General features: G+C 68.7%; 23 protein-coding genes. 3 read left to right on the plus strand and 20 right to left on the minus strand.

The genetic code is table 11. From position 1 onward, the window contains the following. Positions 1 to 32: 32 nt before the first annotated feature. From KF892_13455 to KF892_13470, 4 genes are read right to left on the minus strand one after another with little or no spacing between them, the layout of a single operon-like run. Positions 33 to 695 carry a histidine phosphatase family protein gene (locus KF892_13455; GenBank protein ID MBX3626014.1) on the minus strand — a complete coding sequence of 221 codons (663 nt, stop codon included), beginning with the start codon at positions 693 to 695 and terminating at the stop codon, positions 33 to 35. Beyond that, entirely contained in the window at positions 695 to 1324 is a 630-nt protein-coding gene (locus KF892_13460; protein MBX3626015.1) for a YbhB/YbcL family Raf kinase inhibitor-like protein, read from the minus strand. Before KF892_13460 ends, KF892_13455 begins: the two co-directional genes overlap by 1 nt. Before the next feature lie 4 nt (positions 1325 to 1328). Further along, a complete protein-coding gene (locus KF892_13465) occupies positions 1329 to 1640 on the minus strand; it encodes a DUF1840 domain-containing protein (GenBank protein ID MBX3626016.1) in 312 nt (103 codons plus the stop codon). After that, positions 1637 to 2887 (minus strand): class I SAM-dependent methyltransferase, encoded by a 1251-nt coding sequence (locus KF892_13470; GenBank protein MBX3626017.1) that lies wholly within the window; start codon positions 2885 to 2887, stop codon positions 1637 to 1639. The genes KF892_13465 and KF892_13470 overlap by 4 nt, the downstream gene beginning before the upstream one ends. 84 nt (positions 2888 to 2971) lie before the next feature. Between KF892_13470 and KF892_13475 the strand changes: the two genes are divergently transcribed. Continuing rightward, on the plus strand, positions 2972 to 3808 hold the full coding sequence (locus KF892_13475; protein ID MBX3626018.1) for a fumarylacetoacetate hydrolase family protein: 837 nt from the start codon (positions 2972 to 2974) through the stop codon (positions 3806 to 3808). Here KF892_13475 and KF892_13480 read toward each other — a convergent pair whose 3' ends face one another. The 3 genes from KF892_13480 to KF892_13490 form a co-directional block, all read right to left on the minus strand. Then, on the minus strand, positions 3809 to 5908 hold the full coding sequence (locus KF892_13480) for an EAL domain-containing protein (protein ID MBX3626019.1): 2100 nt from the start codon (positions 5906 to 5908) through the stop codon (positions 3809 to 3811). Positions 5909 to 5990: 82 nt separating this feature from the next. Next, positions 5991 to 7301: a DUF3391 domain-containing protein gene (locus KF892_13485; protein ID MBX3626020.1), complete on the minus strand. Its 1311-nt coding sequence runs from the start codon at positions 7299 to 7301 to the stop codon at positions 5991 to 5993. Between the two features lie 212 nt (positions 7302 to 7513). Further along, entirely contained in the window at positions 7514 to 7954 is a 441-nt protein-coding gene (locus KF892_13490; protein ID MBX3626021.1) for an Lrp/AsnC family transcriptional regulator, read from the minus strand. A gap of 119 nt (positions 7955 to 8073) precedes the next feature. Here KF892_13490 and KF892_13495 point away from each other — a divergent pair, with 119 nt between their 5' ends. Beyond that, complete coding sequence (locus KF892_13495) at positions 8074 to 9195, plus strand: saccharopine dehydrogenase family protein (protein ID MBX3626022.1); 1122 nt, start codon at positions 8074 to 8076, stop codon at positions 9193 to 9195. On the opposite strand, the gene KF892_13500 is transcribed toward KF892_13495, so the two are convergent. Further along, the gene (locus KF892_13500) at positions 9162 to 10466 is read right to left on the minus strand and encodes an EAL domain-containing protein (protein MBX3626023.1); all 1305 of its coding nucleotides are present in this window, start codon (positions 10464 to 10466) and stop codon (positions 9162 to 9164) included. The genes KF892_13495 and KF892_13500 overlap by 34 nt on opposite strands. A gap of 239 nt (positions 10467 to 10705) precedes the next feature. Here KF892_13500 and pcaF point away from each other — a divergent pair, with 239 nt between their 5' ends. Then, a complete protein-coding gene (gene pcaF, locus KF892_13505; protein MBX3626024.1) occupies positions 10706 to 11908 on the plus strand; it encodes a 3-oxoadipyl-CoA thiolase in 1203 nt (400 codons plus the stop codon). Positions 11909 to 11945: 37 nt separating this feature from the next. Here pcaF and KF892_13510 read toward each other — a convergent pair whose 3' ends face one another. The 12 genes from KF892_13510 to KF892_13565 all read right to left on the minus strand — a co-directional run bounded on the left by KF892_13510 (position 11946) and on the right by KF892_13565 (position 26147). Then, complete coding sequence (locus tag KF892_13510; GenBank protein ID MBX3626025.1) at positions 11946 to 13043, minus strand: hypothetical protein; 1098 nt, start codon at positions 13041 to 13043, stop codon at positions 11946 to 11948. A 55-nt stretch (positions 13044 to 13098) separates the two neighbouring features. Beyond that, the gene (locus KF892_13515) at positions 13099 to 14187 is read right to left on the minus strand and encodes a chemotaxis response regulator protein-glutamate methylesterase (protein MBX3626026.1); all 1089 of its coding nucleotides are present in this window, start codon (positions 14185 to 14187) and stop codon (positions 13099 to 13101) included. Continuing rightward, the gene (locus KF892_13520) at positions 14184 to 14702 is read right to left on the minus strand and encodes a chemotaxis protein CheD (GenBank protein MBX3626027.1); all 519 of its coding nucleotides are present in this window, start codon (positions 14700 to 14702) and stop codon (positions 14184 to 14186) included. The genes KF892_13515 and KF892_13520 overlap by 4 nt, the downstream gene beginning before the upstream one ends. Before the next feature lie 91 nt (positions 14703 to 14793). Further along, positions 14794 to 15591: a protein-glutamate O-methyltransferase CheR gene (locus KF892_13525; protein MBX3626028.1), complete on the minus strand. Its 798-nt coding sequence runs from the start codon at positions 15589 to 15591 to the stop codon at positions 14794 to 14796. Positions 15592 to 15620: 29 nt separating this feature from the next. Next, a complete protein-coding gene (locus tag KF892_13530; GenBank protein ID MBX3626029.1) occupies positions 15621 to 17663 on the minus strand; it encodes a HAMP domain-containing protein in 2043 nt (680 codons plus the stop codon). 65 nt (positions 17664 to 17728) lie between these two features. Next, positions 17729 to 19669: an MCP four helix bundle domain-containing protein gene (locus KF892_13535; GenBank protein MBX3626030.1), complete on the minus strand. Its 1941-nt coding sequence runs from the start codon at positions 19667 to 19669 to the stop codon at positions 17729 to 17731. Positions 19670 to 19724: 55 nt separating this feature from the next. Continuing rightward, complete coding sequence (locus KF892_13540) at positions 19725 to 20261, minus strand: purine-binding chemotaxis protein CheW (protein MBX3626031.1); 537 nt, start codon at positions 20259 to 20261, stop codon at positions 19725 to 19727. A gap of 13 nt (positions 20262 to 20274) precedes the next feature. Further along, positions 20275 to 21942 (minus strand): MCP four helix bundle domain-containing protein, encoded by a 1668-nt coding sequence (locus tag KF892_13545; protein MBX3626032.1) that lies wholly within the window; start codon positions 21940 to 21942, stop codon positions 20275 to 20277. A 30-nt stretch (positions 21943 to 21972) separates the two neighbouring features. Further along, complete coding sequence (locus KF892_13550) at positions 21973 to 24162, minus strand: chemotaxis protein CheA (GenBank protein MBX3626033.1); 2190 nt, start codon at positions 24160 to 24162, stop codon at positions 21973 to 21975. Positions 24163 to 24184: 22 nt separating this feature from the next. Beyond that, complete coding sequence (locus KF892_13555) at positions 24185 to 24502, minus strand: STAS domain-containing protein (protein MBX3626034.1); 318 nt, start codon at positions 24500 to 24502, stop codon at positions 24185 to 24187. Between the two features lie 16 nt (positions 24503 to 24518). Next, positions 24519 to 24887: a response regulator gene (locus tag KF892_13560; GenBank protein ID MBX3626035.1), complete on the minus strand. Its 369-nt coding sequence runs from the start codon at positions 24885 to 24887 to the stop codon at positions 24519 to 24521. 33 nt (positions 24888 to 24920) lie between these two features. Beyond that, on the minus strand, positions 24921 to 26147 hold the full coding sequence (locus tag KF892_13565; protein MBX3626036.1) for a methyl-accepting chemotaxis protein: 1227 nt from the start codon (positions 26145 to 26147) through the stop codon (positions 24921 to 24923). Positions 26148 to 26214: the final 67 nt, after the last annotated feature.

Consider the following 26214-nt stretch of genomic DNA (forward strand, 5'->3'; position numbering starts at 1 on the left):
GCATCCCGTGTTTGGAGAGATCCCCCCAGGCCTCAGGCCGCGTGGCCCACGCGGTCGTTGCTCTCGTCGAGCGAGCCCTGGTCAAGGTGCGAGGTGTCGCTCCAGCCGACGAGGCTGAACCCCTCGGGCGTGTAGAGCAGGCGGTTGATGCTGGCGTTGCCGAGCTGCCAGGAGCGAGCCGCCTGCAGGTCGAGCCGCGAGGCGGCGCGGTAGAGGCAGTCCATCACGCCGCCGTGCGCCACGATGGCGATCGTCTGCCCGGGGTGCGCCGCGGCCAGGCGCGCGGCGGTGTTGACGCAGCGCTCGTAGAAGACCCGCAACGACTCGCCCACGCCGCCGGGGCTGAAGTCGAGCTCGCGCTTGCGCCAGCGCAGCGACTCCTCGGGCCAGCGCGCCTCGATCTCCTGGTAGGTGTGGCCTTCGAAGCTGCCGAAGCCCCGCTCGCGCAGGCCTGGCTCGGCGGTGATGGGCAGCCCGGTGGCGCGCGAGATGGCCTGCGCGGTCTGGTGTGCGCGCTGCAGGTCGCTCGCGTAGATCGCATGCAGCTCGTCGTCGGCCACGGCGGCGGCCAGGCGCTCGGCCTGCCAGCGGCCGGTCTCATTCAGCGGGATGTCGAGCTGGCCCTGGATGCGGGTGTCGACGTTCCAGGCGGTCTCGCCGTGGCGGATGGCGAGCACCCGGGTGACGTGGTTCATCAGGCGAGCAGGTTCTTGTTGAGGGTGTAGATGCCGACGTGCGACGCGCGTGCGAGCACATGCGGGGCGATGGCCTCGCGAAGCTGCGCGCCGGTGAAGCTGCCTTCGAGGGCCACGCGCGGCACCGAGAGGGCGTAGAGCGTGAAGACGTACTGGTGCAGCAGCGTGTCGTTGAAGGGCGGGAAGCAGCCGTCGTAGCCGAAGTACTGGCCGGCCATCGCCGGGTCGCCGGCAAACCAGCCGGTGTAGTCGTTCAGGCCGTGGCGCGCGCCGTGCAGCGTGGCCGGGCCGGGCTTGCCTTTCGGCGTGAGGCCGCCGGCGCTGAACTCGCCTTCCTTGATCTCCCGCAGGCTCGCGGGCAGGTCGGTGAGCACCCAGTGGAAGAAGTCGGTGCGCGGCAGGTCGCTGGGCACTTCGCGGTCGGGCTTGTTGACGTCGTCGCCGCGGCTGGGCACGTCGCCGTCGTGGCAGATGAGCGCAAACGATTTCGTGCCCTCGGGCACCTCGCTCCAGGCGAACTGCGGGTTCACGTTGTCGGACATCGTGGGGCCGTTGTCGCCCGGCTTGCCGGCAGCGTAGCGGGTGGGGATGCGCGCCCCGTTCTTCCAGCTGGTGCTCGTGAGCTTCATGAGATCAGACTCCCCACACGATGTTTTCATTCGCCGCATGGGCGCGTTTCATCATCTCGACCAGCGGCCAGGCGCGCTGGCGCAGCGAGACGCCGTCGCCCTTCGGGGCCTTGCCGTCTTCGGCTTCGGCTTCCTTGCGTGCGGCCTCGTCGGCGGTGATGGCCGCTTCGATCGCCTGCATGGCGGCCGGCATCTGCGCCGGCTCGATGATGCCCTTGGCCGACGGCTCCTTGCCGATCAGGCGCAGCACCTGGTCGCCGCTCGGGCCCATCATGATCACGTCACCGGCTGCCTTCGACTTGAACTTGTAGATCATCGGTAGATGTACTCGCGGTTGAACGGAAAGCGGGATTGTGCGCCCCGCATCGGGCCCGAGGCGACGTCGTGGTCGGGCCGGGTCGCGAGCACCTGCTGCAACGAGATCCAGCCCTGCTCGAAGCTCATCGCGCTGCCGGCCAGGTAGAGGCGGTAGGCGCGCACCACGCTCTCGCGGGTGAGTTCGCGGGCCCGCGCCAGCTGGGCTTCCAGCCGGTCGCTCCAGGCCCAGAGCGTGCGGGCGTAATGCGGGCGCAGGTTTTCCACGTCGACCGGCTCGAGCGCCGCTTCGCTCGTCACCTTGAGCACGTGCGACAGGTGCATCAGCTCGCCGCCCGGGAAGATGTAGCGCTCGATGAAATCGCCCATGCCGGCGCCGAGCTGGTGGTTGCGCGTGCCGCCGGCGGTGATGCCGTGGTTCATCAGGAGGCCACCCGGCCTGAGCAGCCGGTGCACCTGATGGAAGTAGACCGGCAGGTTGGCATGCCCCACGTGCTCGAACATGCCGACCGAGGCGATGGCGTCGTAGGGCTCGGCTTCAGGTAGGTCTCGGTAGTCGCACAGCGTCATGGTCACGCGCCCACGCAGGCCACGCGCGTCGATCAGCCGGTTGACGTGCGCATGCTGGTTCTTCGAGAGCGTGATGCCGTCGGCCCGCACGCCGTAGTGCTCGGCCGCCCACAGCAAGAGGCCACCCCAGCCGGCGCCGATGTCGAGAAAACGCTCGCCCTCGCGCAGCATGAGCTTCCTGCAGATGTGGTCGAGCTTGGCGGCCTGGGCGCCGTCAAGCGTCATCGCGGGGTCTTTCCAGTAGGCGCAGGAGTAGACGCGGCGCTCGTCGAGCCACAACGCATAGAAGTCGTCGGAGACGTCGTAGTGGAACTGCACCTGCCGCGCATCCGCATCGAGCTGGTGCCGCACGCGCGACTTCACGGTGCGCACGAGGTTGCTCCACCAATGGAGCGGGCGCGCCGCGTCGTCGGCCAATGCGTCGTCGCCCACCAACAGCGCCGCCACGGCCATCAGGTCGCGCATGCTGCCGTCGATGTCGAGCCGGCCTTCGACATACGCCTCGGCCACCCGGCCGATCTGGCCGGTGGCCAGGTGCGCCAGCGGTGCCAGCTCGTGCAGCCGCAGCGTGACCGCGGCGTCGGCCTGACCGAGGCGCCGGCCACCGGGCAACACCACCGCCAGCGGCACGCCCTGCGGTGCCAGGCGTTGCTCAAGGGCTCGTTCGATCGCTTGCATCGTTCGCCACCTCGTTCAACCGGAGCAGGGCAATGGTATGAAAATCGCATCGCCTGCCATCACCTCAATCCTGATCGGAATGCCATGAAATGGTTTCGCTTTGGCCCGGATGGGCATGAACGCATCGGGGCCTTGGACGCTTCGGGGCAATTGCGGGACCTGTCGGCCGACGTGCCCGACCTGCATCTGCCCACGCTCGGGCTCGAGGGCCTGAAGCGCCTGTCGACGCTGAAACCCGAGGCCTACCCGAAAGTGAGCGGCCAGCCCCGGCTGGGCGTGCCGTACACGGGCATCAGCAAGTTCGTCGCCATCGGCCTCAACTACGCCGACCATGCTGCCGAAGCCGGCCTGCCGCTGCCCAAGGAGCCCATCGTCTTCCTCAAGGCCACGACCTGCATCACCGGCCCGAACGACCCGGTGATGCTGCCACCCGGCAGCGTGAAGACCGACTGGGAGGTGGAGCTGGGCGTGGTGATCGGCCGCACCGCCCGCCATGTGGCCGAGGCCGAAGCGCTCGCCTACGTGGCCGGCTACACCGTGGTGAACGACGTGTCGGAGCGTGAATACCAGATCGAGCGCGGCGGCACCTGGGACAAGGGCAAGGGCTGCGACACCTTCGGCCCCATCGGCCCCTACCTGGTGACGGCCGATGAGGTGCCCAACCCGCAGGCGCTCGACATGTGGCTCGACGTGAACGGCGTGCGCCGCCAGAGCGGCAGCACCGCCACCATGATCTTCGGCGTGGCGCAGCTGGTGAGCTACGTGAGCCGCTTCATGACGCTCCTGCCCGGCGACATCCTCTGCACCGGCACGCCACCCGGCGTGGGCATGGGCATGAAGCCGCCGCAGTTCCTGAAGGCCGGCGACGTGATGACGCTCGGCATCGGCGGCCTGGGCGAGCAGCGGCAGGTGGTGACGTAGCTACTTCTTGATGAGCCGCACCGGCACCTTGGTGGCGGCCGGTGCGGCTGCCACGCCCACCCGCGCCTCGAACGACGCGCTGTCGAGCGCCGCGGCATACAGGTAACCCTGGAACTCGTCGCAGCCGGCATCGAGCAGGAACTGCCGCTGCGGCTCGGTCTCCACGCCCTCGGCGATCACCTTCAGGTTCATCGCACGGCCCAGCTGGACGATGGCGTTGACGAGGGCCTGGTCGCTCGCGTCGCCGGGCAGGTGGCTCACGAAGCTGCGGTCGATCTTGAGCCGGTGGATGGGGAATCGCTTCAGGTAGCCCAGGCTCGAATAGCCGGTGCCGAAGTCGTCGATGGCCAGCCCCACGCCCAGCTGGTGCAGGGCTTCGAGGCGGCGCAGCGCATCTTCCGAATCGCGGATGAGGATGCTCTCGGTCAGCTCCAGCTCCAGCAGCTCGGGCGGCAGCGCCGCCGTGGTGAGCTCGTGCTGCACGCGCTGCAGAAAATCGGTCTGCTGGAACTGCAGCGCCGACACGTTGATCGACACCGGCATCACGATGCCGCGTGTGCGCCACGCCGCCGCCTGGCGCACCGCCTGCGACAGCACCCAGTCACCGATGGGGATGATGAAGCCGCTCTCTTCGGCCACCGGGATGAACTCGCCCGGCGACACCTCGCCCAGCACCGGGTCGCGCCAGCGGATGAGCGCCTCGGCGCCGATCACCGCACCGGTCTTCAGGTCGACCTGCGGCTGGAAGTGCAGGCGGAAGAGCCCGCTCACCAGCGCCTGGCGCATGGCGTGGTCCATCTGCATGCGCGAGCGGCGCACACCTTCGGTCTGCGCCTGGTGGAAGCGGAAGCTCGCGCGGCCCGACTCCTTGGCGCGCTGCATCGCGGTGGCGGCACCGCGCATCAGCTCGTCGAGCGCGTTGCCGTCTGATGGGCACAGCGCCACGCCGATGCTGCAGGTCACGGTGAAACTCTCGCCGCCTTGCGTGAAGGGCCGGCCCATCGCGTCGAGCAGGCGCCGTGCGGTGGCCTCGGCGCCGGCCGCGTCGGCGTGGTGCACCAGCAGCACGAACTCGTCGCCGCCCAGCCGGGCCACGGTGTCGACGTTGCGCAGGCAGCTCTTGATGCGCTCGGTGACTTCGAGCAGCACCTTGTCGCCCGCGCCCATGCCGAGCGTGTCGTTGACGTGCTTGAAGCGGTCGAGGTTGAACACCATCAGCGCAAACGGCTGGCCGTTGCGCTGCGCCATCGCGAGGGCGAATTCCACGCGGTCTTCCAGCAGGCGGCGGTTGGGCAGGCCGGTGAGCGCGTCGGTGTGCGAGAGCTGCTCGATGCGCTGCTGCGCGGCGAGCTGCTCGGTGATGTCGCGGAAGGAAAACACCCGCCCGATCGGCTGGCCGCGGCTGCATTGCGGCAGCGTCACCCGCTCGAGCACCTTGCCCGAGTGCAGCGTGAGCGTGTCGGTGGCCTGCAGGAGCGCCGCGTCGAGGATGGCCGACAGGCGGCGCACGTACTGGTCGCCGTCGGTCACGCTGCGGCGCATCCAGTCCTGCACGGCGCGGTCGTCGCGTTGCGTGAGCAGCTCGTCGGGCAGGCCCCACATCGTGGCGAAGCGGCGGTTGAAATTGCGGATGGCGCCCGACAGGTCGGTGACCAGAATGCCCTCGGCGCTCGACTCCAGCGTGGCGCGCAGCTCGGCCACGCGTGTGTCGAGCTCTTCCTCGGCGGCACGCTGCTGCGTGAGGTCGCGCAGGGTGACGATCAGCACCTCGCAGTCGCTCATCTGGCCGATGCGGCTCACACGCCGCGTGACGGGCACGATGCTGCCGTCGAAGCGGCGCACAGCCGTGTCGGACAGGATGGCTTCCGACAGACCCTCGCGGGCTTCGTCCCAGAAGGCGAAGTCTTCGGCGGTGGCACTCAGGTCGGTGGCCGCGCGGCCGCGCAGCGACCAGGCATCGATGCCCAGCAGCGCGCCGGCTGCCGTGTTGGCCGCGAGGATGGAGAGGTCGGTCGCGTCGACCAGCCAGACGGGGTCGAGCAGCCCTTCGATCAGGGCCGACCAGTGTTCAAGCGTTGCGGCCCTCGCCGCGGCGCTCATGTCGACACCCCGGTCGCCGAGTACGGCGACCGACCCTCCGCGAGGGTGGCGCCTTGCTTGGGGCGGCCCGGCGCGGCGGCGCTCACGCCGCCTCCTCCAAGGGTGCCGCGTAGGGTTCAAAGAAATAGGCCACCCGGGTGCGCGGCGACAAATAGTCGAGCGACTCGGTCGGCAGCTGCTGCGGCTTCAGGCTGCGGCGGATGCCCAGGCGCGGCTCGGTCTCCAGGTTGAGCAGCAGCGCTTCGTCGCGCGGCACCCGCGGCTCGTGCACCATCACGCGCGGCTTGAGCGGGCGCGAGGAGTTGACCGAGACGACCATCGCATAACGGTCGTCGGTGAGTTGCACCACCGAGCCTGGCGGGTACACGCCCATCATCTTGATGAAGCCCCCGAGGATGGCGGTGTCGTAGCGGTTTTTTCCCTGAGCAAACAGTAGCGACAGCGCCTCGTGCGGCGTGAGCGCACGCGAGGGCACGTGCGGGTTGCACATGTTGTCGTAGCGGTTGATGAGCGAGACGATGCGCGCGGCGATCGTCATGCGGTCGCTGTTCAGGCGCAGCGGGAAGCCGCTGCCGTCGGCATGCTCATGGTGCTGGGCGATCACGAGCGTGGCGCCGGCGGCCAAGCCCATCTTCTTGGCGATGGTCACGCCGTGGGCCACGTGCTCTTGATAGAACTGGTTCTCGGCCGGGGTGAAGTGCTCTTCGCGGTGGCGCACCCGCTCGGGCAGCTCGATCTTGCCGATGTCGTGCAGCATCGAGCCCACGCCCAGGTCGACCATCTCCTGGGCCGACAGGCCGAAGGTCTTGCCCATCAGCAGCGAGATCACCGCCACGTTGACGGCATGCAGCGAGGCCTTGTCGCCTGCGGCTTCGGTGAGCAGGCGGATGCACATGTCCTGCTGGCCGATCATCTTGTCGACGAAGGCCTGGGCCAGCGCCTCGGTCTGCTCGCGCGCCACCTGCGGCTGCGTGAGCACGATCTCCGACGCCCGCTTGCAGGCCGTCGTCGCTTCGGCGAACTGGGCCTCGCACAGCTGCAGCGCCTCGCGCTGCGCCAGCAGGGCTTCGCGCTGTCGGCGGCGCGCCTGCGCTTCGGCGCTTTCGGTGATGGGGGCCACGTGCGCTTCGGCGGGCACGGTGTCGGGCACCGACGGGTCTTCGGCCGGGCCGGGGTGGGTGAGGCTTTCGACGGCCGCGGGGTCGCTCTTCTCCGGGCTCCAGCGCACGCGCTGCTTGCCGAGGGAACGGATGGTCGCGATCTGGGCCGCCGAGCCGATCTTGAAGCTGCTCAGGGGAAACGGGTGCGACATCCATCCACCATCGAGATGCACAAACATCCCGATGCGCAGCTGGGCCACGTCGATCAGTGTGGGTGTAGGTACTTCTTTCATGACGGTGGCTCGTGGCCCCGTGAATCTGCATTGCTTGTGCGACTTTTCGGTCGCCAGCCCCCTGAACTTGAACCGATTATGTTCAGCGGTCAGAGGGCCGCACCTGCAAGTTCTGACAGTGCTGCGATGCAAGACGCACGGTGTGTGCGTTATTGCGCAAAGCGCCTTCGCGCCCTACGTGAGGGCCCGGATGCCAAGTCTGTTCAAAGTGCCTAACGCTCGATCCGCGTCGACAGCACGATGGCCGAAGTGGTGCGCTCCACGCCGTCAAGCGCGCCGATGCGGTCGATCAGCGCATCGAGCTCGCCGATGGAATGCGCCGCCACCAACGCGATGAGGTCGAAGGGCCCGCTGACCGACTGCAGCACCCGCAGCTCGCGAATGCGCCGCAGTGCCTGCTCGATGGCCCCGCTCTGGCGGGGCGCCACGGTGATGAAGATGTGAGCGCGCACCAGCGCGGCCTCGGCCGCATCGGGCACCACCACGGTGTAGCCCACCACCACCCGCTGCCGCTCCAGCCGCGCGATGCGGCTTTGCACCGTGGTGCGCGAGAGCTTGAGCGCGCGAGCCAGCTCGGCCACCGGCGTGCGGGCGTTCTCGCGCAGCAGGGCAAGCAGGGCGCGGTCGGTGGCATCGAGGGGGGAGCTGGTCATATGTGCCAATGAGACTCGTCGGATTGCCGAACTATGGGCGCTGGATCGTCGAAACACCAGCTGCAGATTGCGCAGGGGCTGCCGAAAATGGGTGTACGTCCACCGCACAGGAGCCTGCCATGCCCACCCATTCCATCCTCGTCATCGGCGGCGGCAAGATCGGCTCGGTGGTCGCCGCACTGCTGGCCCAGTCGGCCGGCCCCTTGCGTTACCAAGTGACGGTGGCCGACCGCTCGGCCGAGGCCTTGGCCGAGTTGAAGCGCGAAACGCCCCACGCCGACCTCGACGCCCTGGTGCTCGACGTGCACGACCCCGCCCAGCTGCGTGCGGCGCTGCACGGCAAGTTCGCGGTGCTCAGCGCCGCGCCCTACCACCTGACGGTGAAGGTGGCCGAGGCCGCGCGTGCCGCGGGCGTGCACTACCTCGACCTCACCGAAGACGTGGCCAGCACCCGCCGCATCCGCGAGCTGGCCGAGGGGGCGACGAGCGCCTTCATCCCGCAGTGCGGCCTCGCGCCCGGCTTCATCTCCATCGTGGCCGCCGATCTCGCCCGCCGCTTCGAGCGCCTCGACAGCGTGCGCATGCGCGTGGGCGCCCTGCCCGCCTACCCGAGCAACGCCCTCAACTACAACCTGACCTGGAGCACCGAAGGCGTCATCAACGAGTACTGCGAGCCCTGCGAGGCCATCGTCGACGGCCGCCTCACGAGCGTACCGGCGCTCGAGGAGCGCGAGGAATTCTCGCTCGACGGCGTGCTCTACGAAGCCTTCAACACCTCGGGCGGCCTGGGCACGCTGTGCGAATCCTTGGCGGGCCAGGTGCGCACGCTCAACTACCGCACCATCCGCTACCCCGGCCATGCGGCCATCATGAAAGCGCTGCTGCACGACCTGCGCCTGAAAGACCGGCGCGAGGTGCTGAAAGACATCCTCGAAAACGCCCTGCCCGCCACGCTGCAAGACGTGGTCATCGTCTTCGTGACCGTGAGCGGCCTGCGCGACGGCCACCTGCAGCAAGAGACTTATGCCCGCAAGATCTACAGCCAGGTGCTGGGCGGCCGCTTGCGCAGCGCCATCCAGGTGACGACCGCGAGCAGCCTGTGCGCCATGCTCGACCTGCTGGCCGAAGGCCGGCTGCCGCAGCAGGGTTTCGTGCGGCAGGAGGATCTGCGGCTCGACGACTTCCTCGCCAACCGCCACGGCCGCGTCTACGCCAACGAGACCGTGGCGCGCGCCGCCTGAGCGTTGACAGGCCCGGCCAGCAGCGCTTCGAACGCGGCGCTCGCGACCGGCCGGCTGAAGAGATAGCCCTGGTAGACGCTGCAGCCCTTCTCGTGCAGCACCTGCCGCTGCTCGGCGGTCTCGACGCCCTCGGCGATGAGCGCGATGCCCAGGTTGTGCCCGAGCGAGATCAGCGCCTGCACGATGGCCGCCTCTTTCGGCGACTGCAGCATGTTGGCCACGAACGACTGGTCGATCTTCAGCTGGTCGAGCGGCAGGCGGCGCAGGTAGCTGAGCGAGGAAAAGCCGGTGCCGAAGTCGTCGAGCGAGAAGCCGATGCCACGCGCCTTGAGCGCCGTCATCTTCGCGATGATGTCTTCCACGTCGTGCGCCAGCATGCTCTCGGTCAGCTCGAGCTTGAGGCCGGCGGGGTCGGCGCCCGACTGCGCCACGCAGGCCAGCACCCGCGCCACGAAATCGGTTTGCGCGAACTGCGCCGCACTCACGTTGACGGCCACCACCAGGCCGGCCGTGTCGGGCCGCCGCTGCCAGAGGGCCAGCTGCTGGCAGGCGGTCTTCAACACCCAGTCGCCCATCGGCAGCATCAGGCCGGTGCGTTCGGCCACCGGCACGAACTCACCCGGCGGCACCATGCCGCGCTGCGGGTGCTGCCAGCGCACCAGCGCCTCGGCGCCGACGATGCGGCCGTCGGCCGTGACCTGCGGCTGGTAGTGCAGCAGCAGCTCGCCGCGCACCAGCGCATCGCGCAGCTCGCCCTCCAGGCGGCTGCGCTCGGCCGCGTCGTTCTGGATCACGTGCAGCACGAGCAGCACGGCGAGCATCGCCACGCCGTGGTTGACCCACACGCCGCTCGCCCGCACGCTCTCGGGCAGCGCATACGGCGACGCCCAGCCCACGGGCGTGCTCGCAAACACCACATAGGTGGCCAGGCACAGCAGCGGCACGCCATGCCGCAACCACGCCGGCTCGTCGCGCATCAAGAGGCACGCCACCACGCCGAGCGCGATGAGGAAGGCATGCGCCGAACGTGGGATGGCCTGCGTGGGGATGTCGAGCAGCGCAGCGTTCACGCAGAGCACCACGTACATCGTCGCGATCAGCAGGTACGACGCCAGGCGCGCGTGCCCGCGCCAAGTGATGACCGCAATGGCGATGGCCAGCCCCGCGGTCACGACATCGAAGCCGACGACGAACCAGTCCCCGCGCAAGGCAAAGAAGGTCCCCCAGCCGACACAGGTGGCCAGCGCGACGCCGCTGCCCAGCAGCAGCATGCGCTTCACGCGGCGCCGGTGCAGGGCGACGCTGGCGGAGGACGGTGATCGGGGGGCGGGCGAACTCACGGGAACGAAGCAAAACAAGCGGCACGCCGCCGACTGATTTCGGCAGCAATCGGCCGCGGCTTGAACCCCGTTTCCAAGTGCGTTTCGTTCCACTGTGCAGGCGGTGCGCGAAAGGCCCGCTGACGATAATCCGAGGCAGCACTTTTCCACTTTTTCACCGGGAGTTCCACATGACCCAAGCCTTCATTTGCGACTACGCGCGCACCGCCTTCGGCCGCTACGGCGGCGCACTGTCGTCCGTGCGCACCGACGACCTCGGCGCCATTCCCTTGAAGGCGCTGATGGAGCGCAACGCGAAGGTCGACTGGGCCGCCGTGGCCGACGTGATCTACGGCTGCGCCAACCAGGCGGGCGAAGACAACCGTAACGTGGCGCGCATGTCGTCGCTGCTGGCCGGCCTGCCGCTGGAGCTGCCCGGCGCCACGATCAACCGCCTCTGCGGCTCGGGCATGGATGCGGTGGGCACCGCCGCGCGCGCCATCAAGTCGGGCGAAGCGCAGCTGATGCTGGCCGGCGGCGTGGAAAGCATGAGCCGCGCGCCCTTCGTGATGCCCAAGGCCGAGAGCGCCTTCTCGCGCAGCAACGCGGTCTACGACACCACCATCGGCTGGCGCTTCGTCAACAAGCTGATGAAAGAGAAGTACGGCGTCGACTCCATGCCCGAGACCGCCGAAAACGTGGCCACCGACTACAAGATCGAGCGTGAAGCGCAAGACCGCATGGCGCTCGCCTCGCAGCTGAAGGCCGTGGCCGCGCAGAAGAGCGGCTTCTTCGACGGCGAGATCGTGCCGGTCACGATCCCGCAGAAGAAGGGCGATGCGATCGTGGTGAAGCAGGACGAGCACCCGCGCGAGACCTCGATCGAAGCGCTCGCCAAGCTCAAGGGCGTGGTGCGCCCCGATGGCAGCGTGACCGCCGGCAACGCCTCGGGCGTGAACGACGGCGCGGTCGCCCTGCTGCTCGCCAACGACGCCGCCGCCGGCAAGTACGGCCTCACGCCGCGCGCCCGCATCGTCGGCATGGCCACCGCCGGCGTCGCGCCGCGCATCATGGGCATCGGCCCGGCCCCGGCCACGCGCAAGGTGCTCGCGCTCACCGGCCTGAAGCTCGACCAGATGGACGTGATCGAGCTCAACGAAGCCTTCGCCGCACAAGGCCTCGCCGTGCTGCGCGACCTGGGCCTGAAGGACGACGACCCCCGCGTCAACCCGAATGGCGGCGCGATCGCACTCGGCCACCCGCTGGGCGCCAGCGGCGCGCGCCTGGTCGGCACTGCGGTCAACCAGCTGCACAAGACCGGCGGCCGCTATGCGCTGTGCACCATGTGCATCGGCGTCGGCCAGGGCATCGCCTTGATCGTGGAACGCGTCTGAACGCGTTGCGTCGATCGCATCTGAGGATCGACGCGCGCTACTCGATCTCGACCTGGCGGCGGGAGCCTCCGAGTTCGCGGTAGCGCTTGTACGACTCGTCGATGATCTGGCCGCAGTCCACTTCGTTGGCAACGGCCTGGCGCAGGGTCTGCGGCTGCACGTAGCCCGACCCGGCCGCGATCTTCTCCTCGCGCCGCCGCACCGCCTGCGACTCGGCGATCACCCGCTTGCAGCGTGCGATGGTGAACTCCAGCGCTTCGAGTCGCTGGCGCCGGTCGCGCACCGCGGCCTCGGCCTGCAGGCGGCGCAGGCGCTCCTCGAGCATCGTGCGCGCCCTCGGCACCAGCCGATCGGGGTCGCCCTGCACCGAGTAGCGCACGATGAAGTCTTCCAGCAGCGAGGTCGGCGACTCGACCGACAGCAGCGCAAACGCCGCGAGGTACTGGCGCCGCGCCTGCTCGCGGGCCGCGGCCTCGGCCTGCTTCTCGCGCTCGTCGAGCAAGGCCAGCGCGCGCGGCACCAGGCCGTCGGGGTCGTCGCGGCGGTAGCGGCGGATGAAGGCTTCAACCTCGCCGGTGCCGCGGCTCGCGGCGAGCGCATCGAAGGCGGCGCGGTAGTCCTTCAGAGCCTGCTCGCGAGCCAGCGCGTCACGCACCGCGCGCTTCTCGGCTTCCAGCGCTTCCTGCTCGCGCTGGCGGGCGAACTGCTGCTCCACGTAGGCGAAGGCCTTCGCCTCGGTCAGCGCCTCCTGCAGCATCTCGCGGTCAAGGCGCCGCCAGTCGGGCCGGCCGCGCTGCGGCGGGAAGAACGGCGACGAACAGGGGTGCCGGCCCTGGAAGTTGAGCTTGCCGCTGCACTGGTATTCCGACAGCCCGAGCACACCGGGGAAGGCGATGTAGAGCGTGCGGCTCTCGCGGTCGAAGCGCAGCTCCTCCACGCAATCGGGCCCGGCGTCGTCGACCGGGCTGACGGCCCAGCCGCCGCGGCGGGGCTTCACGAGGCATAGCGCGAGCGCATCGGGGCCGTAGCCTTCGATCTGGTGGGAGATGCGCCAGGGCGCCGGCTCGGCCGCCGTGGCCGCAAACGAAAGACAAGCCGCCACTGCCACCGCGCAGGCCATCACCGTGTTCTTCATGTCGCATCCTCCCGCACCCATCCCGGGTGCGCCGTGATGCTAGGGCCTGTTCACACTAAATCAACTGCCGCTGGATCTCGCCCGCGATGCCCGCGAGCGGCACCACGCGCTCGGCGCCGCCCTTCTTGATCGCTTCCTTGGGCATGCCGAAGACCACGCAGCTCTCTTCGTCCTGCGCCAGCGTGCGCGCGCCCTGGTTTCGCATCTCCAGCAGGCCGGCCGCGCCGTCGTCGCCCATGCCGGTCATGATGACGCCCAGCGCATTCGCGCCCGCGCTCTTGGCGACCGAGCGGAACAGCACGTCGACCGAGGGCCGGTGGCGGTTCACGAGCGGCCCGTCGACCACCTCCACGTGGTACTGCGCGCCGCTGCGCTTGAGCAGCATGTGGCGCCCGCCCGGCGCGATGAGCGCCCGGCCGGGCACCACGCGGTCGTTGTGCTCGGCCTCCTTCACCGTGATCTGGCACAGCGTGTCGAGCCGCGCCGCAAACGCCGCGGTGAACTTCTCGGGCATGTGCTGCACGATCACGATGCCGGGCGAGACACGCGGCAGCGCGGTCAGCACCTCTTCCAGCGCCTGCGTGCCGCCGGTCGAGGTGCCGAGCGCCACCACGCGCTCGGTGGTCGTGGTCATGGCCCGCGTGGCCGCCGGCAGGATGGCATCGGCCGTGTGCTTGGCCGGCGCCACCACCGGCGCCGCTGCGCTGCCCGGTGCGAGGCGTCGCACGTTGGCGCGGGCGGCGGCGCGCACCGTCGCGACGAGCTCGTCCGACGCATCCTGCAAGAACTGCTTGAGCCCGAGCTTGGGCTTGGTGACGATCGCCACCGCGCCGGCCGACATGGCTTCGAGCGTGGTCTTCGCACCCTTCTCGGTGAGCGTGGAGCAGATCACCACCGGCGTGGGCCGCTGCGACATGATCATGCGCAGGAAGGTGATGCCGTCCATGCGCGGCATCTCCACGTCGAGCACGATCACGTCGGGCCAGGTGGTCTTCAGGCGCTCGATGGCAAGCACCGGGTCGGAGACGGCGGCGATGACCTCGATGTCGGGCGCCGCCTGCAAGAGGCCGGTCACGACCTGGCGCACGACCGCCGAGTCGTCGACCACCATCACGCGGATCGGGTTGTCGCCGGCCTTCGTCATCGTGGCTCCAGGGGCATGGGGCCGGTGGGCAACGCTGCCTGGCGCACCCACACGTTGCCGGTGGCCACCTCGAACACGATCGTCCGGTGGCCCACGCCGAAGAGGTTTTCGCTCGCCACCGCGATGCCCTGGCCGCGCAGCATCTCGCGCGCCGCCTCGCCGTTGCGCCGGCCCACGTGCAGCGGGCCGAGGTGGGCCTGGTCGGGGAACATGTTGCCGCCGCCGAAGATCTTGGCTTCGCAGTCGGCCGGCGCCACACCGTAGCGCGCGAGGCCCGCGATCATGAGCGTCAGCGCTTCGTCGCCATAGCGCGCATCGAGCGGGCCGTGCGCGGCGTGGCCGCGCGCCGCCAGCAGGAAGTGCGACATCGCCCCCACCCGGAAGCGCGCATGCCACAGCACGATCGAGACACACGAGCCGAGCAGCGTGCGCATGCGCATGCCGGCATCACCCACGGCGACCTCGCCCGGCCTGAGCACACGCTCGACGACGGCTGACGGGGCTGAGCTGCTCATGGCGTCGCGGGCCGCCGCGCCGGGCCGCCCCAAGCAAGGCCCGACCCTCCCGGAGGGTCGATCGACGTACACGGCGATCGGGGTGTGGTCATCACGGCTTGCGGTAGATCGAAGGCGCCACCGGCTGCACCGCGTTGCTGATGTCGTTCAGGCTCTCGGAGTGGCCGATCAGGAAGTAGCCGCCGGGCTTCAACTGCGCCACGATGCGCGCCACCACCTGCCGCTTGGTCTCGGCATTGAAATAGATCATCACGTTGCGCAGGAAGACCACGTCGAACGGCTGCGTGTGCGGCAGCGGCTCGTTGAGGTTGATCTGGCGGAACTGCACCTTCTGCCGCAGGGAGCGCTCGACGAGCAGCGTGCCGTCCTGCTCGCCCACGCCGCGCAGGCAGAAGCGCTTGAGGTAGCTCGGCGGGATGTGCCGCGTGCGCTCCAGCGGGTAGTGGCCGAGGCGCGAGCGCTCCAACACGCGGGTGCTGATGTCGGAACCGATCAGTTCCCAGCCGCTGTCGCCAATGACATCGGCCAGCACCATCGCGATGCTGTAGGGCTCTTCGCCGCTGGAGCAGGCGGCACTCCACACCCGCATCGGCGCGCCGCGGCCGCCGTGCGCCTGCGCCAGCGCGCGCAGCAGCTCGAAGTGCTTGGGCTCGCGGAAGAAGTAGGTCTCGTTGGTGGTGAGCAGGTCCACCGCCATCTGCACTTCGCCGGCATCGCCGCTCTTGAGCAGCTTGAAGTAGTCGGAGAAGCTCTGCAGCTGGCGGGCCTGCAGGCGCTTGGCCAGGCGCCCGCTCACCAGCGCCTTCTTGCCTGGCGAGAGGCTGATGCCCGCCGCATCGAAGATGAAGCGCTGGAAGTGGCCGAACTCGGTGTCGGTGATGACGTGCATGGCGCAGGGCTGGCGGTCGTGCCGGCGGGTCAGTAGCGGGTGAACTGCGTTTCGTCGGGCGGCGTGAGGCTGAAGCCGTTGGCCTTGCCATTGGCGCTGCCGTTCGTGCTGCCGTTCTTGCGCTCGGCCGTGCGCGCCGGCGCCGGGCGGGCCGCACCCTTCGGCCGCGGCTGCGGCCGGGTCGGCGCCGTGCGCGGCGTGGCGGGCTCGCTGCTGCCCAGGCGGAAGAACGACATGGTCTGCTGCAGCTGCTCGGCCTGGCCGCTCATCTCCTCGGCGGTGGCGGCCAGCTCCTCGGAGCTGCTGGCGTTTTGCTGCGTGGTCTGGTTGAGCTGGCTCACGGCCGAGTTGATCTGGGCCACGCCCGAGCTCTGCTCTTCCGACGCCGCGGTGATCTCCTGCACCAGGTCGCTCGTCTTCTTGATGTTGGGCACCATCTGGTCGAGCAGGCGGCCGGCCTTTTCGGCCAGCTCCACGCTGGAACCCGCGACCGAGCCGATCTCCTGCGCCGCCACCTGGCTGCGCTCGGCGAGCTTGCGCACCTCGGCGGCCACCACCGCGAAGCCCTTGCCGTGCTCGCCGGCCCGGGCCGCTTCGATGGCGGCATTCAGCGCCAAGAGGTTCGTCTGGTAGGCGATGTCGTCGATGATGCTGATCTTCTGCGCGATCTGCTTCATCGCGCTCACGGTGGCCTTCACCGCCTCGCCCCCTTCGGCGGCCTCGGCCGCGGCCTTGGTGGCCATGCCGTCGGTGACCTTGGCGTTGTCGGTGTTCTGCGAGATCGAGGCCGTCATCTGCTCGATCGACGCGCTGGTCTGTTCCACGCCCGCCGCCTGCTCGCTCGACGCCTGCGACAGCGACTGCGCGGTGGCGCTCACCTCTTCGGCAGCCCCGGCCAGCGCTTCGGCGCCGCCGTTCACCTCGCCCACCACCTCGGAGAGTTTGTCGACCATCGCGTTCACGTAGCGCTGCAGGTCGGCAAAGGTGCCCTGGTACTCGCCCTCCACCTGGCGCGTGAGGTCGCCCTCGGCCATCGCACCCATCAGCTCGACCACGTCGCGCACGCTGCGCAGGTTGCTGCGGGCCTGCTCGATGATCTGGTTGATGAAGGCCTTCTTGCCGGGCAGTTGCGGCATCGGGGCTTCGAAGTTGCCGCGACCGAACTCCGACACCACACCCATCGCGAGCTTCTTCACGCCGATGTGCGCGTTGACCATGTCGTTTACGCCCATCGCCATGGTGCGGAAGTCGCCGTCGAAGCGCTGCACGTCGATCACCACGTCGATGTCGCCCTTCTCGTGCTCGCTCGACATGCGGTTCATCTCGGCGATCAGCCCCTTCAGGTTGCCGCGCACCTTCTCGATGGTGTCGTTGATGAACGCCTTCTTGCCCGGAAGCGGTGCCATCGGCGCCTCGAAGTTGCCACGCCCGAACTCCGCGATCACGCCCATCGCGAGCTTCTTCACCGCGATGTGCGCGGCCACCATCTCGTTGACGCCACGTGCCATCACGCGGAAGTCGCCATCGAAGCGCTGGGTGTCGATCACCACGTCGATGTCGCCCTTCTCGTGCTCGCTCGACATGTGGTTCATCTCGGCGATCAGCCCCTTCAGGTTGCCGCGCACCTTCTCGATGGTGTCGTTGATGAAGGCCTTCTTGCCGGGCAGCGGCGCGAGCGGCGCCTCGAAATTGCCTTTGCCGAACTCGGCCACCACGCCCATCGCGAGCTTCTTCACCGCGATGTGCGCGTTGACGAGGTCGTTCACGCCCACGGCCATCTCGCGCAGCTCGCCGGCATGGCGATGCGGTTCGATCACCACGTCGATGTCGCCACGCGCATGCTCGGCCTGCATGCGCAGCAGGTCTTCACGCAAGGCCTGCACGCTGCGCAGCAGCTTGTTGATCGACTCCGCGCCAGAGCGCAGCGGCGCCGGCAGGGCATGTGCATCGAGACGCTTCGACAGGTCACCGTCGGCCGCGGCCGCCAGCACCTGGTTGAAGCGTGCGTCGAGCAACTCGGCGTAGGCCGCTTCCTCCTCGCGGAGGCGGCCCTGGGTCTTGATCTGCAACATGGTTTTCTCTCCCTACCGTACTGCTGTACTGCTGTACTGCTAACTGCTGAACTGCTGAACCACCCTCAGAACTTGGCGAAATGGGCTTCGTCGACTTCGGCCATCGCGAGCGCGCTGGCGCCCTTGGGCTCGCGGCTGCGCACCGGCGCCTTCACGCGGCGCTGCGCGGGAGCCGCCACCGGCGCGGCCAGCGGCCGGGCCGCAACCCGCACCGCACCCGACGACACCTTGAAGAACGACATCGTCTGCTGCAGCTGCTCGGCCTGGCCGCTCATCTCTTCGGCGGTGGCGGCCAGCTCCTCGGAGCTGCTGGCGTTGTGCTGCGTGGTCTGGCTCAGCTGGCCGACCGCCGCGTTGATCTGCGAGACACCCGACGACTGCTCTTCCGAGGCGGCGGTGATCTCCTGCACCAGGTCGCTCGTCTTCTTGATGTTGGGCACCATCTGGTCGAGCAGGCGGCCGGCCTTCTCGGCCAGTTCCACGCTGGAGCTGGCCACGTCGCCGATCTCCTGCGCGGCGACCTGGCTGCGCTCGGCGAGCTTGCGCACTTCGGCCGCCACCACCGCGAAGCCCTTGCCGTGCTCGCCCGCCCGTGCCGCTTCGATCGCGGCGTTGAGCGCCAGGAGGTTCGTCTGGTAGGCGATGTCGTCGATGATCCCGATCTTCTGCGCGATCTGCTTCATCGCGACCACCGTCGACTTCACCGCCTCGCCGCCCTCGGCCGCTTCGGCCGCGGCCTTGGTGGCCATGCCGTCGGTGACCTTGGCGTTGTCGGTGTTCTGCGAGATCGAGGCCGTCATCTGCTCGATCGACGCGCTCGTCTCTTCCACCCCCGCCGCCTGCTCGCTGCTGGCTTGCGACAGCGACTGCGCGGTGGCGCTCACCTCTTCCGACGCCCCGGCCAGCGACTCGGCGCTGCTGTTGACTTCCTGCACCACCTGCGAGAGCTTGCCCACGGTGTTGTTGACGAACTCCTTCATCTGGCCGAAGGCGCCGTCATAGTCCTTGTCGATGGTCTGCGTGAGGTCGCCTTCCGACATCGCGCCCATCACGCGCACCACGTCGTCGATGCTCTGGCCGGTGGTCGTCACCAGCTGGTTCAGGCCTTCGCCCATTTCCTTCTGGAAACCTTCCAGGCCGTTCAGGTCGACGCGCGCATCGAAGTTGCCGCGGTTGGCGGCCTCGACCACCTGGCGCTGGCCGGAGATCACCTGCTGCAGGCGCCCCACCATCTGCTTGACGGCGAAGAGCATGCTGCTGTCGTCGCTGGCACGCGTCTCCACCTGCACCGAGAGGTCGCCGTGGGCGACCTGCGTGAGCAGCCGGGCCGCGTAGTCGGGCTCGCCGCCGAGCTGGCGGGTGATGAGGCGCGTGACGAAGAGGCCGAGGCCGATGGCCAGCAGCACCGAGACCACCACCACCGTGGTGGTGATGAGCTTGGCCTGCGCGAGGGTCGCCGCACCTTGTTCGTTCGAGGCCTTGGCCTGCGCGCCGAGCTCCTCGACCACGCGGTCCATGATCTTTTCCATGTCGTCGGTGGCCTTGCGGGCCGCACCGTTGGACAGCTCCACGCCCTCGTCGATCTTGCCGGCCGCGGCGAGCGCGGCCACCTTGTCCATGTAGCCGAGGTAGACGGGCAGCTGCGCATCCAGCTCCTTCTGCAGCGCAGCTTCCTTGGCGCTGAGCGTGGTGGCGCGGTACTCCTGGATGGACTTGTTGAACTTGTCCAGGTGGCTCTTGGCCCGGTCGGTGGTGGACTTCATGTCTTCCACCTTCTTCATCGACAGCAGGCGCACATAGGCCCGCGCATGCGCCGACAGGCGCATCTGCGCCTCGCCGATCTGCTGCAGGCACACCACGTTGTTGTCGTAGGTGTAGCCCAGCATGTCACCCAGCACGCTCATGCGGGTGAGGCCGTACACGCCCACCGCCGCGGTCAGCACCGAGCAGACGAGGAAGGTGATCGACAGCTTGTGTGCCAGTTTGAGACGAGAGAACCAGTTCATTTGTGCACTCACTTGAAGGTGTTGGAGTTGGAGCGACCGCCCACCGAAACCCGGTTCAGTCGTTGGGGGTGCCGAGGGCACCGGACATGGCGCTGAGGTCGTTCAACGACAGCACGCGGTCCACGTCGAGCAGGATCACGAACTTGCCGCGCACCTTGCCCATGCCTTGGATGAAGTCGGTGCGGATGCCCGCGCCGAAGCTCGGGGCCGGCTCGATGGCCGAGGCCTCGATGTCGAGCACTTCGCTCACCGCGTCGACCACGACGCCGATCACCTGGCGCTCGCCTTGCGCAGCCACTTCCACGATCACGATGCAGGTGCGCTTGGTCACTTCGCCCGTCTTGCGCCCGAAGCGCGCCTGCAGGTCGACCACCGGCACCACCGCGCCGCGCAGGTTGATCACGCCGCGCACGCAGGCCGGCATCATCGGCACCTCGGTCAGCTCGTGGTACTCGATGATTTCCTTGATCGCGAGGATGCCGATGGCATAGGCCTCGCCTCCGAGCACGAAGGTCAGGTACTGGCCCGCCTCGGCGGCCTTGCGGGCCGCGGCGGCCACCGCCTGGGCTTCGACTTCCACCATTGCATTCATGGTCTGGCTCTCCTTAGAACTTCGCGAATTGGGATTCATCGACCGCCACGGCGGCCATGCCGAGGCCGCCGAGCGCGAGGCCGCGGTCCGAGGCGGACCGGGTCTCACGCGAGGGGCGCGTGGGCTTGCGGCGGGCAGGCGGGGTGGGCGCAGACGCGGCCGGCACCCCGTGGCCGGCGAGCTTGAAGAAGGCCATGGTCTGCTGCAGCTGCTCGGCCTGGCTGCTCATCTCTTCGGCGGTGGCCGAGAGTTCTTCGGAGCTGCTGGCGTTTTGCTGCGTGGTCTGGCTCAGCTGGCCGACCGCTGAATTGATCTGGGCGACACCGGAGCTCTGCTCTTCCGAGGCGGCGGTGATCTCCTGCACCAGGTCGCTCGTCTTCTTGATGTTGGGCACCATCTGGTCGAGCAGGCGGCCGGCCTTCTCGGCCAGCTCCACGCTCGACCCGGCCACGTCGCCGATCTCCTGGGCGGCGACCTGGCTGCGCTCGGCCAGCTTGCGCACTTCGGCCGCCACCACCGCAAAGCCCTTGCCGTGCTCGCCGGCACGGGCCGCCTCGATCGCGGCGTTGAGCGCCAGGAGGTTCGTCTGGTAGGCGATGTCGTCGATGATCCCGATCTTCTGGGCGATCTGCTTCATCGCGCTCACCGTCGCCTTCACCGCTTCGCCGCCTTCGCTGGCTTCGGCCGAGGCCTTGGTGGCCATGCCGTCGGTGACCTTGGCGTTGTCGGTGTTCTGCGAGATCGAGGCCGTCATCTGCTCGATGGAGGCGCTCGTCTCTTCCACCCCCGCCGCCTGCTCGCTGCTCGCTTGCGACAGCGATTGCGCGGTGGCGCTCACCTCTTCGGCGGCCCCTGCCAGCGCCTCGGCGCTGCTCTTGACTTCATTCACCACGCCCGAGAGCTTGGCGATCATGTTCTGCATCGCGTTGAGGAGCTGGCCGGTCTCGTCGCGGCTGGTCGACTCGACCGTGACCGACAGGTCGCCTTCGGCCAGGCGGTTGGCCGCATCGACCGCGCGGGCCAGCGGGCGGCTCACGCTGCGGCTGATGGCCCAGCCGAGCACGATGCCCAGCAGCACACCGCCGCCGATCGCGGCCAGCATCAGCTGGCGGCTGCTGCGGTACAGGGCCTCGGTTTCTTCCGACGCCTTCTTGGCGCGCGCCTGCTTCTGCGACACCAGCTCGTCGAGCATCTCGTCGAGCCGGTTGGCCTTCTCGCGCACCACCTCCAGCGACTGGCTCAGCGCTTCGTCGCGGTCGGCCAGCTTGCGCGTGGCGGCCATCGAGAGCGCACGCTGCATCTCGCGCTCGTACTCGGCCGAGAGCGTCGAGAAGGCGGCGAAGATCTCCTTCGCACGGTCGGTGACGAAGAGCGGCTTGGCCTTCTCGATCTGCTCCTTCATCGAGACGGTGTTCTTGTTGATCGACTCGAGGTGCTTGTCACGCTCGGCCTGGCTCGTGGCCAGCAGGTAGTTGGCGCGCGCACGGCCGATGTAGATCAGCTTGACGTTGGCTTCCTGGATGTACGACAGGCCCATCAGCTCGCGGCTGTACATGTCTTCGGCCATGTCGTTCATGCGGCCGGTGTTGTTGATGCCGATGGCACCCACCACGGCGCTGATGCTGGCCACGAGCACGAAGCCCGCAATCAGCCGCACGCCGATCTTGAGGTTGGAAAACATCTTGGAACTCCCTGGGGTTGCGAATGACGCTCAGTCGGCAGACGCTGCCGTGATCTGGGCCGATGCGCTGGCACGTGCAGGGGGCGAAGCGTGCTGGGCCAGCGCCGGCACGTCGAGGATGAGGGCCACGTCACCGCTGCCGAGGATGGAAGAGCCGCTGATGCCGCGCACCTGGCCGAACATCTTGGAGAGCGGCTTGATGACGGTCTGCGCTTCGCCGAGCAGGGTGTCGACCACCAGGCCGAACTTCAGGCCGGCGTGCTTGACGACCACGATGTTGGGCCGGGCACTCCGCGGGCCCCCCACGCCGAAGAACTCGCGCATGCGGATGAAGGGCAGCACCTGGCCGCGCAGGTCCACGTAGTCGTGCTGGCCGCCGTCGTCCTTGAACTCCACGCACTCCTCGACCACGTCGAGCGGCACCACGAACACCGCGCGCCCCACACCGATCTGGAAGCCGTTGATGATGGCCAGCGTGAGCGGCAGCCGCACGGTGACGGTGGTGCCTTGGCCCAGCTCGCTGCCGATGCTCACGCTGCCGCGCAGCGCGGTGATGTTGCGCTTGACCACGTCCATGCCGACGCCGCGGCCGGAGAGGTTGGTCACCTTCTCGGCGGTGGAGAAGCCCGGTTCGAACACGAGGTCGTAGATCTCGGCATCGCTCAAGGTCTTGCCGGCCTCCACCAGGCCGCGCTCCACCGCCTTGGCGAGGATGCGGTCGCGGTTGAGGCCACCGCCGTCGTCGCTGACTTCGATCACGATGCTGCCGGAGTCGTGGTACGCGTTGAGCTTGACGGTGCCGCGCGCCGGCTTGCCGCGCTGGGCGCGCAGCTCGGGCGATTCGATGCCGTGGTCCATCGAGTTGCGCACGAGATGCGTGAGCGGGTCGCCGATCTTCTCGACCACCGTCTTGTCGAGTTCGGTGTCTTCACCGCTCACGAGAAGCTGGATGTCCTTGCCCAGCTCGCGCGAGACGTCGTGCACCACGCGCTGGAAGCGGCTGAAGGTGCCGCCGATCTTCACCATGCGCAGCTGCAGCGCGCTGTCGCGCACTTCTTCCACCAGGTTGCCGAGCACCGAGTGGGCTTCCTGCAGCTCCACATTGCGCGTGGCGCGGGCGATCAGGTTGGCGCCGGCCGAGGCGATGATGAGTTCGCCCACGAGGTTGATCAGGCGGTCGAGCTTGTCGGCATCGATGCGGATCGACTGGCCTTCCTGGGCCTTGCTGTCGCGGGCGCGCTTCTGCTTGTCGAGCGCGGCCTCCACCACGGTGGCGGGGGCGCTGCCCTGCTGCACCAGCATGTCGCCCAGCAGCGGCGTGGCGGCCGTGGGCTCCAGCACGGCGGCAGCGGTGCGCGCGTCGGCCTGGCGTTGCAGCGCCGCTTCGAGTTCGTGTGCGGTCACGGTGCCGGCATTGACCAGCATCTCACCCAGGCGCACGCCCTCGTCGGGCATCTGCTTGAGCACCGCGATGTATTCCTCGATGCGGCTGCGCGGCGGCACGATGAGGAGCTTGCAGTCGTCGAGCACGAAGTCGAAGACGCTCTCGATCGTGGCCTTGTCGGCCTTGCTGCGCAGCGCGATCTCGAAGCCGAGGTAGCAGGACTCGGGGTCCATCTCGTCGGCCGCGGGCAGCGCTTCGGGCAGCGTCACGATGCCGACGATGGTGCCGAGCGTGCCCAGGTAGCGCAGGAAGGACAGCGGGTCCATGCCGTTGCGCAGCACGTCGGGGCCGAAGCGCAGCGAGATGTGCCAGGCGTCGTCGCCTTCGGCCTGCGCGGGCGCGAGGCGCTCGACCGGCACTTCAACCTCGGCCACTTCATGCCGGGGCGCGAGGTAGGTGCGCAGCTGCACGAGCAGCGGCTCGCCGCGGGCGATGAGGGCGGCGTCGGCATTCACGGGGTCGGCCTCGGCTGCATCGACGAGCGAGCGCAGGTGGTCGGCGCACGCCAGCAGCAGCGAGACCAGCGCCTCGCCGATCTCGACGCGCCCGTCGCGCACTTCGTCGAGCACGCTCTCGGCCACGTGGGTGAAGGCCACCAGCGGGTCGAGCCCGAAGAGGCCGGCCGAGCCCTTGATGGTGTGGGCCGCGCGGAAGATCGCGTTGACGGTCTCGGCGGGGTCCTCGCTCTGGTGCAGGCCCAGCAGCGCGGCCTCCATGTCGTCGAGCAGCTCCCGGCTCTCTGCAAAGAAGGTCTGCAGAGCGTCGTTCATGTCCATGTGGTGTTCTCCCTGGGGAATCTCAGGCCGCGACGACCAGCGGGTCGCCGAAGTGGGCGGCCAGGTCGAGCAGCTGCAGCACGTCGACGACGACGGCGCTGTGGCGCACGAGGCGCAGCTCGTGGCCACGCTCGGCGGCCACGCGCTTGGCGAGCAGCAGGAGCTGCACGCCGGCGGTGTCGAACTCGGCGACACCGGACAGGTCGATCTCGAGCACCGGCGAGGCCTCGACGGCCTGCAAGATCACAGGCTTCAACTCGGCGGCGCGGTAGATGCTGAACTCGCCGTCGATGCGCAGCGTCTGCGCGGCGGCGGCGGCTGCCTTTTTTCTCGATGCCATGTGGCCCCCGGGTGGATCAGGGGAGCACGAGCTTCTGCACCACGTCCAGCAGCTGGTCGGGGCGGAAGGGCTTGACGATCCAGGCCTTGGCGCCAGCCGCCTGGCCTTCGCGCTTCTTGGCCTCTTGCGACTCGGTGGTCAGCATCACGATGGGGGTGAACTTGTAGGCCGGCATGGCCTTCACGGCTTTCACCATGCTGATGCCGTCCATGTTGGGCATGTTCACGTCGCTGATGATGAGGTGCACCTTCTGGCCGGTGAGCTTGGCGAGCGCGTCCTTGCCGTCGCTGCCCTCGATCACGTCATAGCCCTTTTGTTTGAGCGCAATGCTCACGACCTGCCGCACCGAGGCGGAGTCGTCGACGATCAGGATGCTCTTGCCCATGTTTGAAATGGCCTCCGCTGGATGTCCGATGGTTCAGAAAAAGGTGATCTCTTCGTTCTTGGGCGCGCCGGCCGAGCCGCCACCGCCGTGGGTGCTGCGCTCTTCGGCCATCGCATAGGTCTTCTCGAGTTCGGCCAGGAGGCCGGGCACGTCGAGCGGCACCAGGCGGCCTTCGCGTTCGTAGGTCTCGCTGCCCTGCGCGAGGTGCTCGGGCAGCATGTCGATGTTCTGGCGCACGTGCGTCATGACCTGGCTCACGCGGTCCTGGAACTGCAGCTGCACCAGGGCCTCGCACACGTCGGCCTGGATGCCCAGGCTCTCGCGCTTGAGCACGTCGGCCGATTCGGCGAGCGCTTCGGTCACGCCGCGAAAGCCGTCGAGCACGCTGTTGATCGAGGACTCGCAGCCGCTGATCGAGGCGGCTTCGCGCGAGGCCGAGGCTTCGGCGCTTTCGCGCGCCTGGGCGATGGCGTCGGCCACGACCGACACCTTCTCGGCCATGCGCCGGCCCGTCTCGCCCGACTCGGCCGAGAGCTTGCGCACCTCTTGCGCCAGCACCGAGAAGCTGCGGCCGGACTCACCCGCATGCGCGGCCTCGATGGCGGCGTTGATGGCGAGCAGGTTGGTCTGTGCGGCGATCTTGGCCACGTCGGTGGCCATCTGGCGCAGCTCTTCGATGAATCGGCTCAGGCCCTGCACGTCGCCGCGCATGGCGTTGTTGCTTTCGGTGGCCTGGCGCAGCGAGGCGAGCACGGCCTGGAGCTCCTGCTGGCTGCTCGCGAACATGGCGGCCATGCCGCCGGAATCGTGGTCGGCACCGGCGGCGCTGTCAGACGCCTTCATCGCGTGGTCGAGCCGGTCGACGATGCCGGCGAACCGCTCGCTCAACGACGAGATCGCGGTTTCCATCTGCAGGCGCGAGGTTTCGATGTGGCCGCTCCAGACCGGCATGAGCTGGCGGCCGAGCTGGCCGCTGCCTGCCAGATAGCGCTCGGTGTCGAGGCGGGCCTGCCGCGCGCGGGCGGCGTGGTGGTGGTCGAGCCAGGCCCCGGCGCCCAGCAGGGCCACCGCGGCCACCCAGGGCCAGGCGCCCGCGCCGAAGGCGAGGCCGGCCGCGGCACCCGCCAGGCCCAGGAGCCGGCCCGACCAAGCGGCGCAGAAGGCCCGCAGGGTGGCGCCGAAAGGCCGCCGGCCAGGCGTGTCGAGCCGTCGGGCCGGTTCGGCCGCGAGTTCGGTGGAGGTCATGGAGACGGTCGTCATGGTGAAGGGCTATCGACATCATCGAGACGCGCCTTGAACCGTGATCGACGGAAGAAACGCCTCTTTG

This window comes from Rhizobacter sp., assembly GCA_019635355.1.
GTDB lineage: Bacteria > Pseudomonadota > Gammaproteobacteria > Burkholderiales > Burkholderiaceae_C > Rhizobacter.

Excerpts from the sequence above, each read along its gene's own strand:
- pcaF (MBX3626024.1), top strand. The coding sequence starts at position 10,706 with ATGACCCAAGCCTTCATTTGCGACTACGCGCGCACCGCCTTCGGCCGC.
- KF892_13545 (MBX3626032.1), bottom strand. The coding sequence starts at position 21,942 with ATGTTTTCCAACCTCAAGATCGGCGTGCGGCTGATTGCGGGCTTCGTG.
- KF892_13525 (MBX3626028.1), bottom strand. The coding sequence starts at position 15,591 with ATGCACGTCATCACCGACACCGAGTTCGGCCACTTCCAGCGCTTCATC.
- KF892_13510 (MBX3626025.1), bottom strand. The coding sequence starts at position 13,043 with ATGAAGAACACGGTGATGGCCTGCGCGGTGGCAGTGGCGGCTTGTCTT.
- KF892_13500 (MBX3626023.1), bottom strand. The coding sequence starts at position 10,466 with ATGCTGCTGCTGGGCAGCGGCGTCGCGCTGGCCACCTGTGTCGGCTGG.
- KF892_13530 (MBX3626029.1), bottom strand. The coding sequence starts at position 17,663 with ATGTTGCAGATCAAGACCCAGGGCCGCCTCCGCGAGGAGGAAGCGGCC.
- KF892_13470 (MBX3626017.1), bottom strand. The coding sequence starts at position 2,887 with ATGCAAGCGATCGAACGAGCCCTTGAGCAACGCCTGGCACCGCAGGGC.
- KF892_13520 (MBX3626027.1), bottom strand. The coding sequence starts at position 14,702 with ATGAGCAGCTCAGCCCCGTCAGCCGTCGTCGAGCGTGTGCTCAGGCCG.
- KF892_13465 (MBX3626016.1), bottom strand. The coding sequence starts at position 1,640 with ATGATCTACAAGTTCAAGTCGAAGGCAGCCGGTGACGTGATCATGATG.
- KF892_13535 (MBX3626030.1), bottom strand. The coding sequence starts at position 19,669 with ATGAACTGGTTCTCTCGTCTCAAACTGGCACACAAGCTGTCGATCACC.
- KF892_13550 (MBX3626033.1), bottom strand. The coding sequence starts at position 24,162 with ATGGACATGAACGACGCTCTGCAGACCTTCTTTGCAGAGAGCCGGGAG.
- KF892_13475 (MBX3626018.1), top strand. The coding sequence starts at position 2,972 with ATGAAATGGTTTCGCTTTGGCCCGGATGGGCATGAACGCATCGGGGCC.
- KF892_13540 (MBX3626031.1), bottom strand. The coding sequence starts at position 20,261 with ATGAATGCAATGGTGGAAGTCGAAGCCCAGGCGGTGGCCGCCGCGGCC.
- KF892_13560 (MBX3626035.1), bottom strand. The coding sequence starts at position 24,887 with ATGGGCAAGAGCATCCTGATCGTCGACGACTCCGCCTCGGTGCGGCAG.
- KF892_13485 (MBX3626020.1), bottom strand. The coding sequence starts at position 7,301 with ATGAAAGAAGTACCTACACCCACACTGATCGACGTGGCCCAGCTGCGC.
- KF892_13460 (MBX3626015.1), bottom strand. The coding sequence starts at position 1,324 with ATGAAGCTCACGAGCACCAGCTGGAAGAACGGGGCGCGCATCCCCACC.
- KF892_13455 (MBX3626014.1), bottom strand. The coding sequence starts at position 695 with ATGAACCACGTCACCCGGGTGCTCGCCATCCGCCACGGCGAGACCGCC.
- KF892_13480 (MBX3626019.1), bottom strand. The coding sequence starts at position 5,908 with ATGAGCGCCGCGGCGAGGGCCGCAACGCTTGAACACTGGTCGGCCCTG.
- KF892_13515 (MBX3626026.1), bottom strand. The coding sequence starts at position 14,187 with ATGACGAAGGCCGGCGACAACCCGATCCGCGTGATGGTGGTCGACGAC.
- KF892_13555 (MBX3626034.1), bottom strand. The coding sequence starts at position 24,502 with ATGGCATCGAGAAAAAAGGCAGCCGCCGCCGCCGCGCAGACGCTGCGC.
- KF892_13490 (MBX3626021.1), bottom strand. The coding sequence starts at position 7,954 with ATGACCAGCTCCCCCCTCGATGCCACCGACCGCGCCCTGCTTGCCCTG.
- KF892_13565 (MBX3626036.1), bottom strand. The coding sequence starts at position 26,147 with ATGACGACCGTCTCCATGACCTCCACCGAACTCGCGGCCGAACCGGCC.
- KF892_13495 (MBX3626022.1), top strand. The coding sequence starts at position 8,074 with ATGCCCACCCATTCCATCCTCGTCATCGGCGGCGGCAAGATCGGCTCG.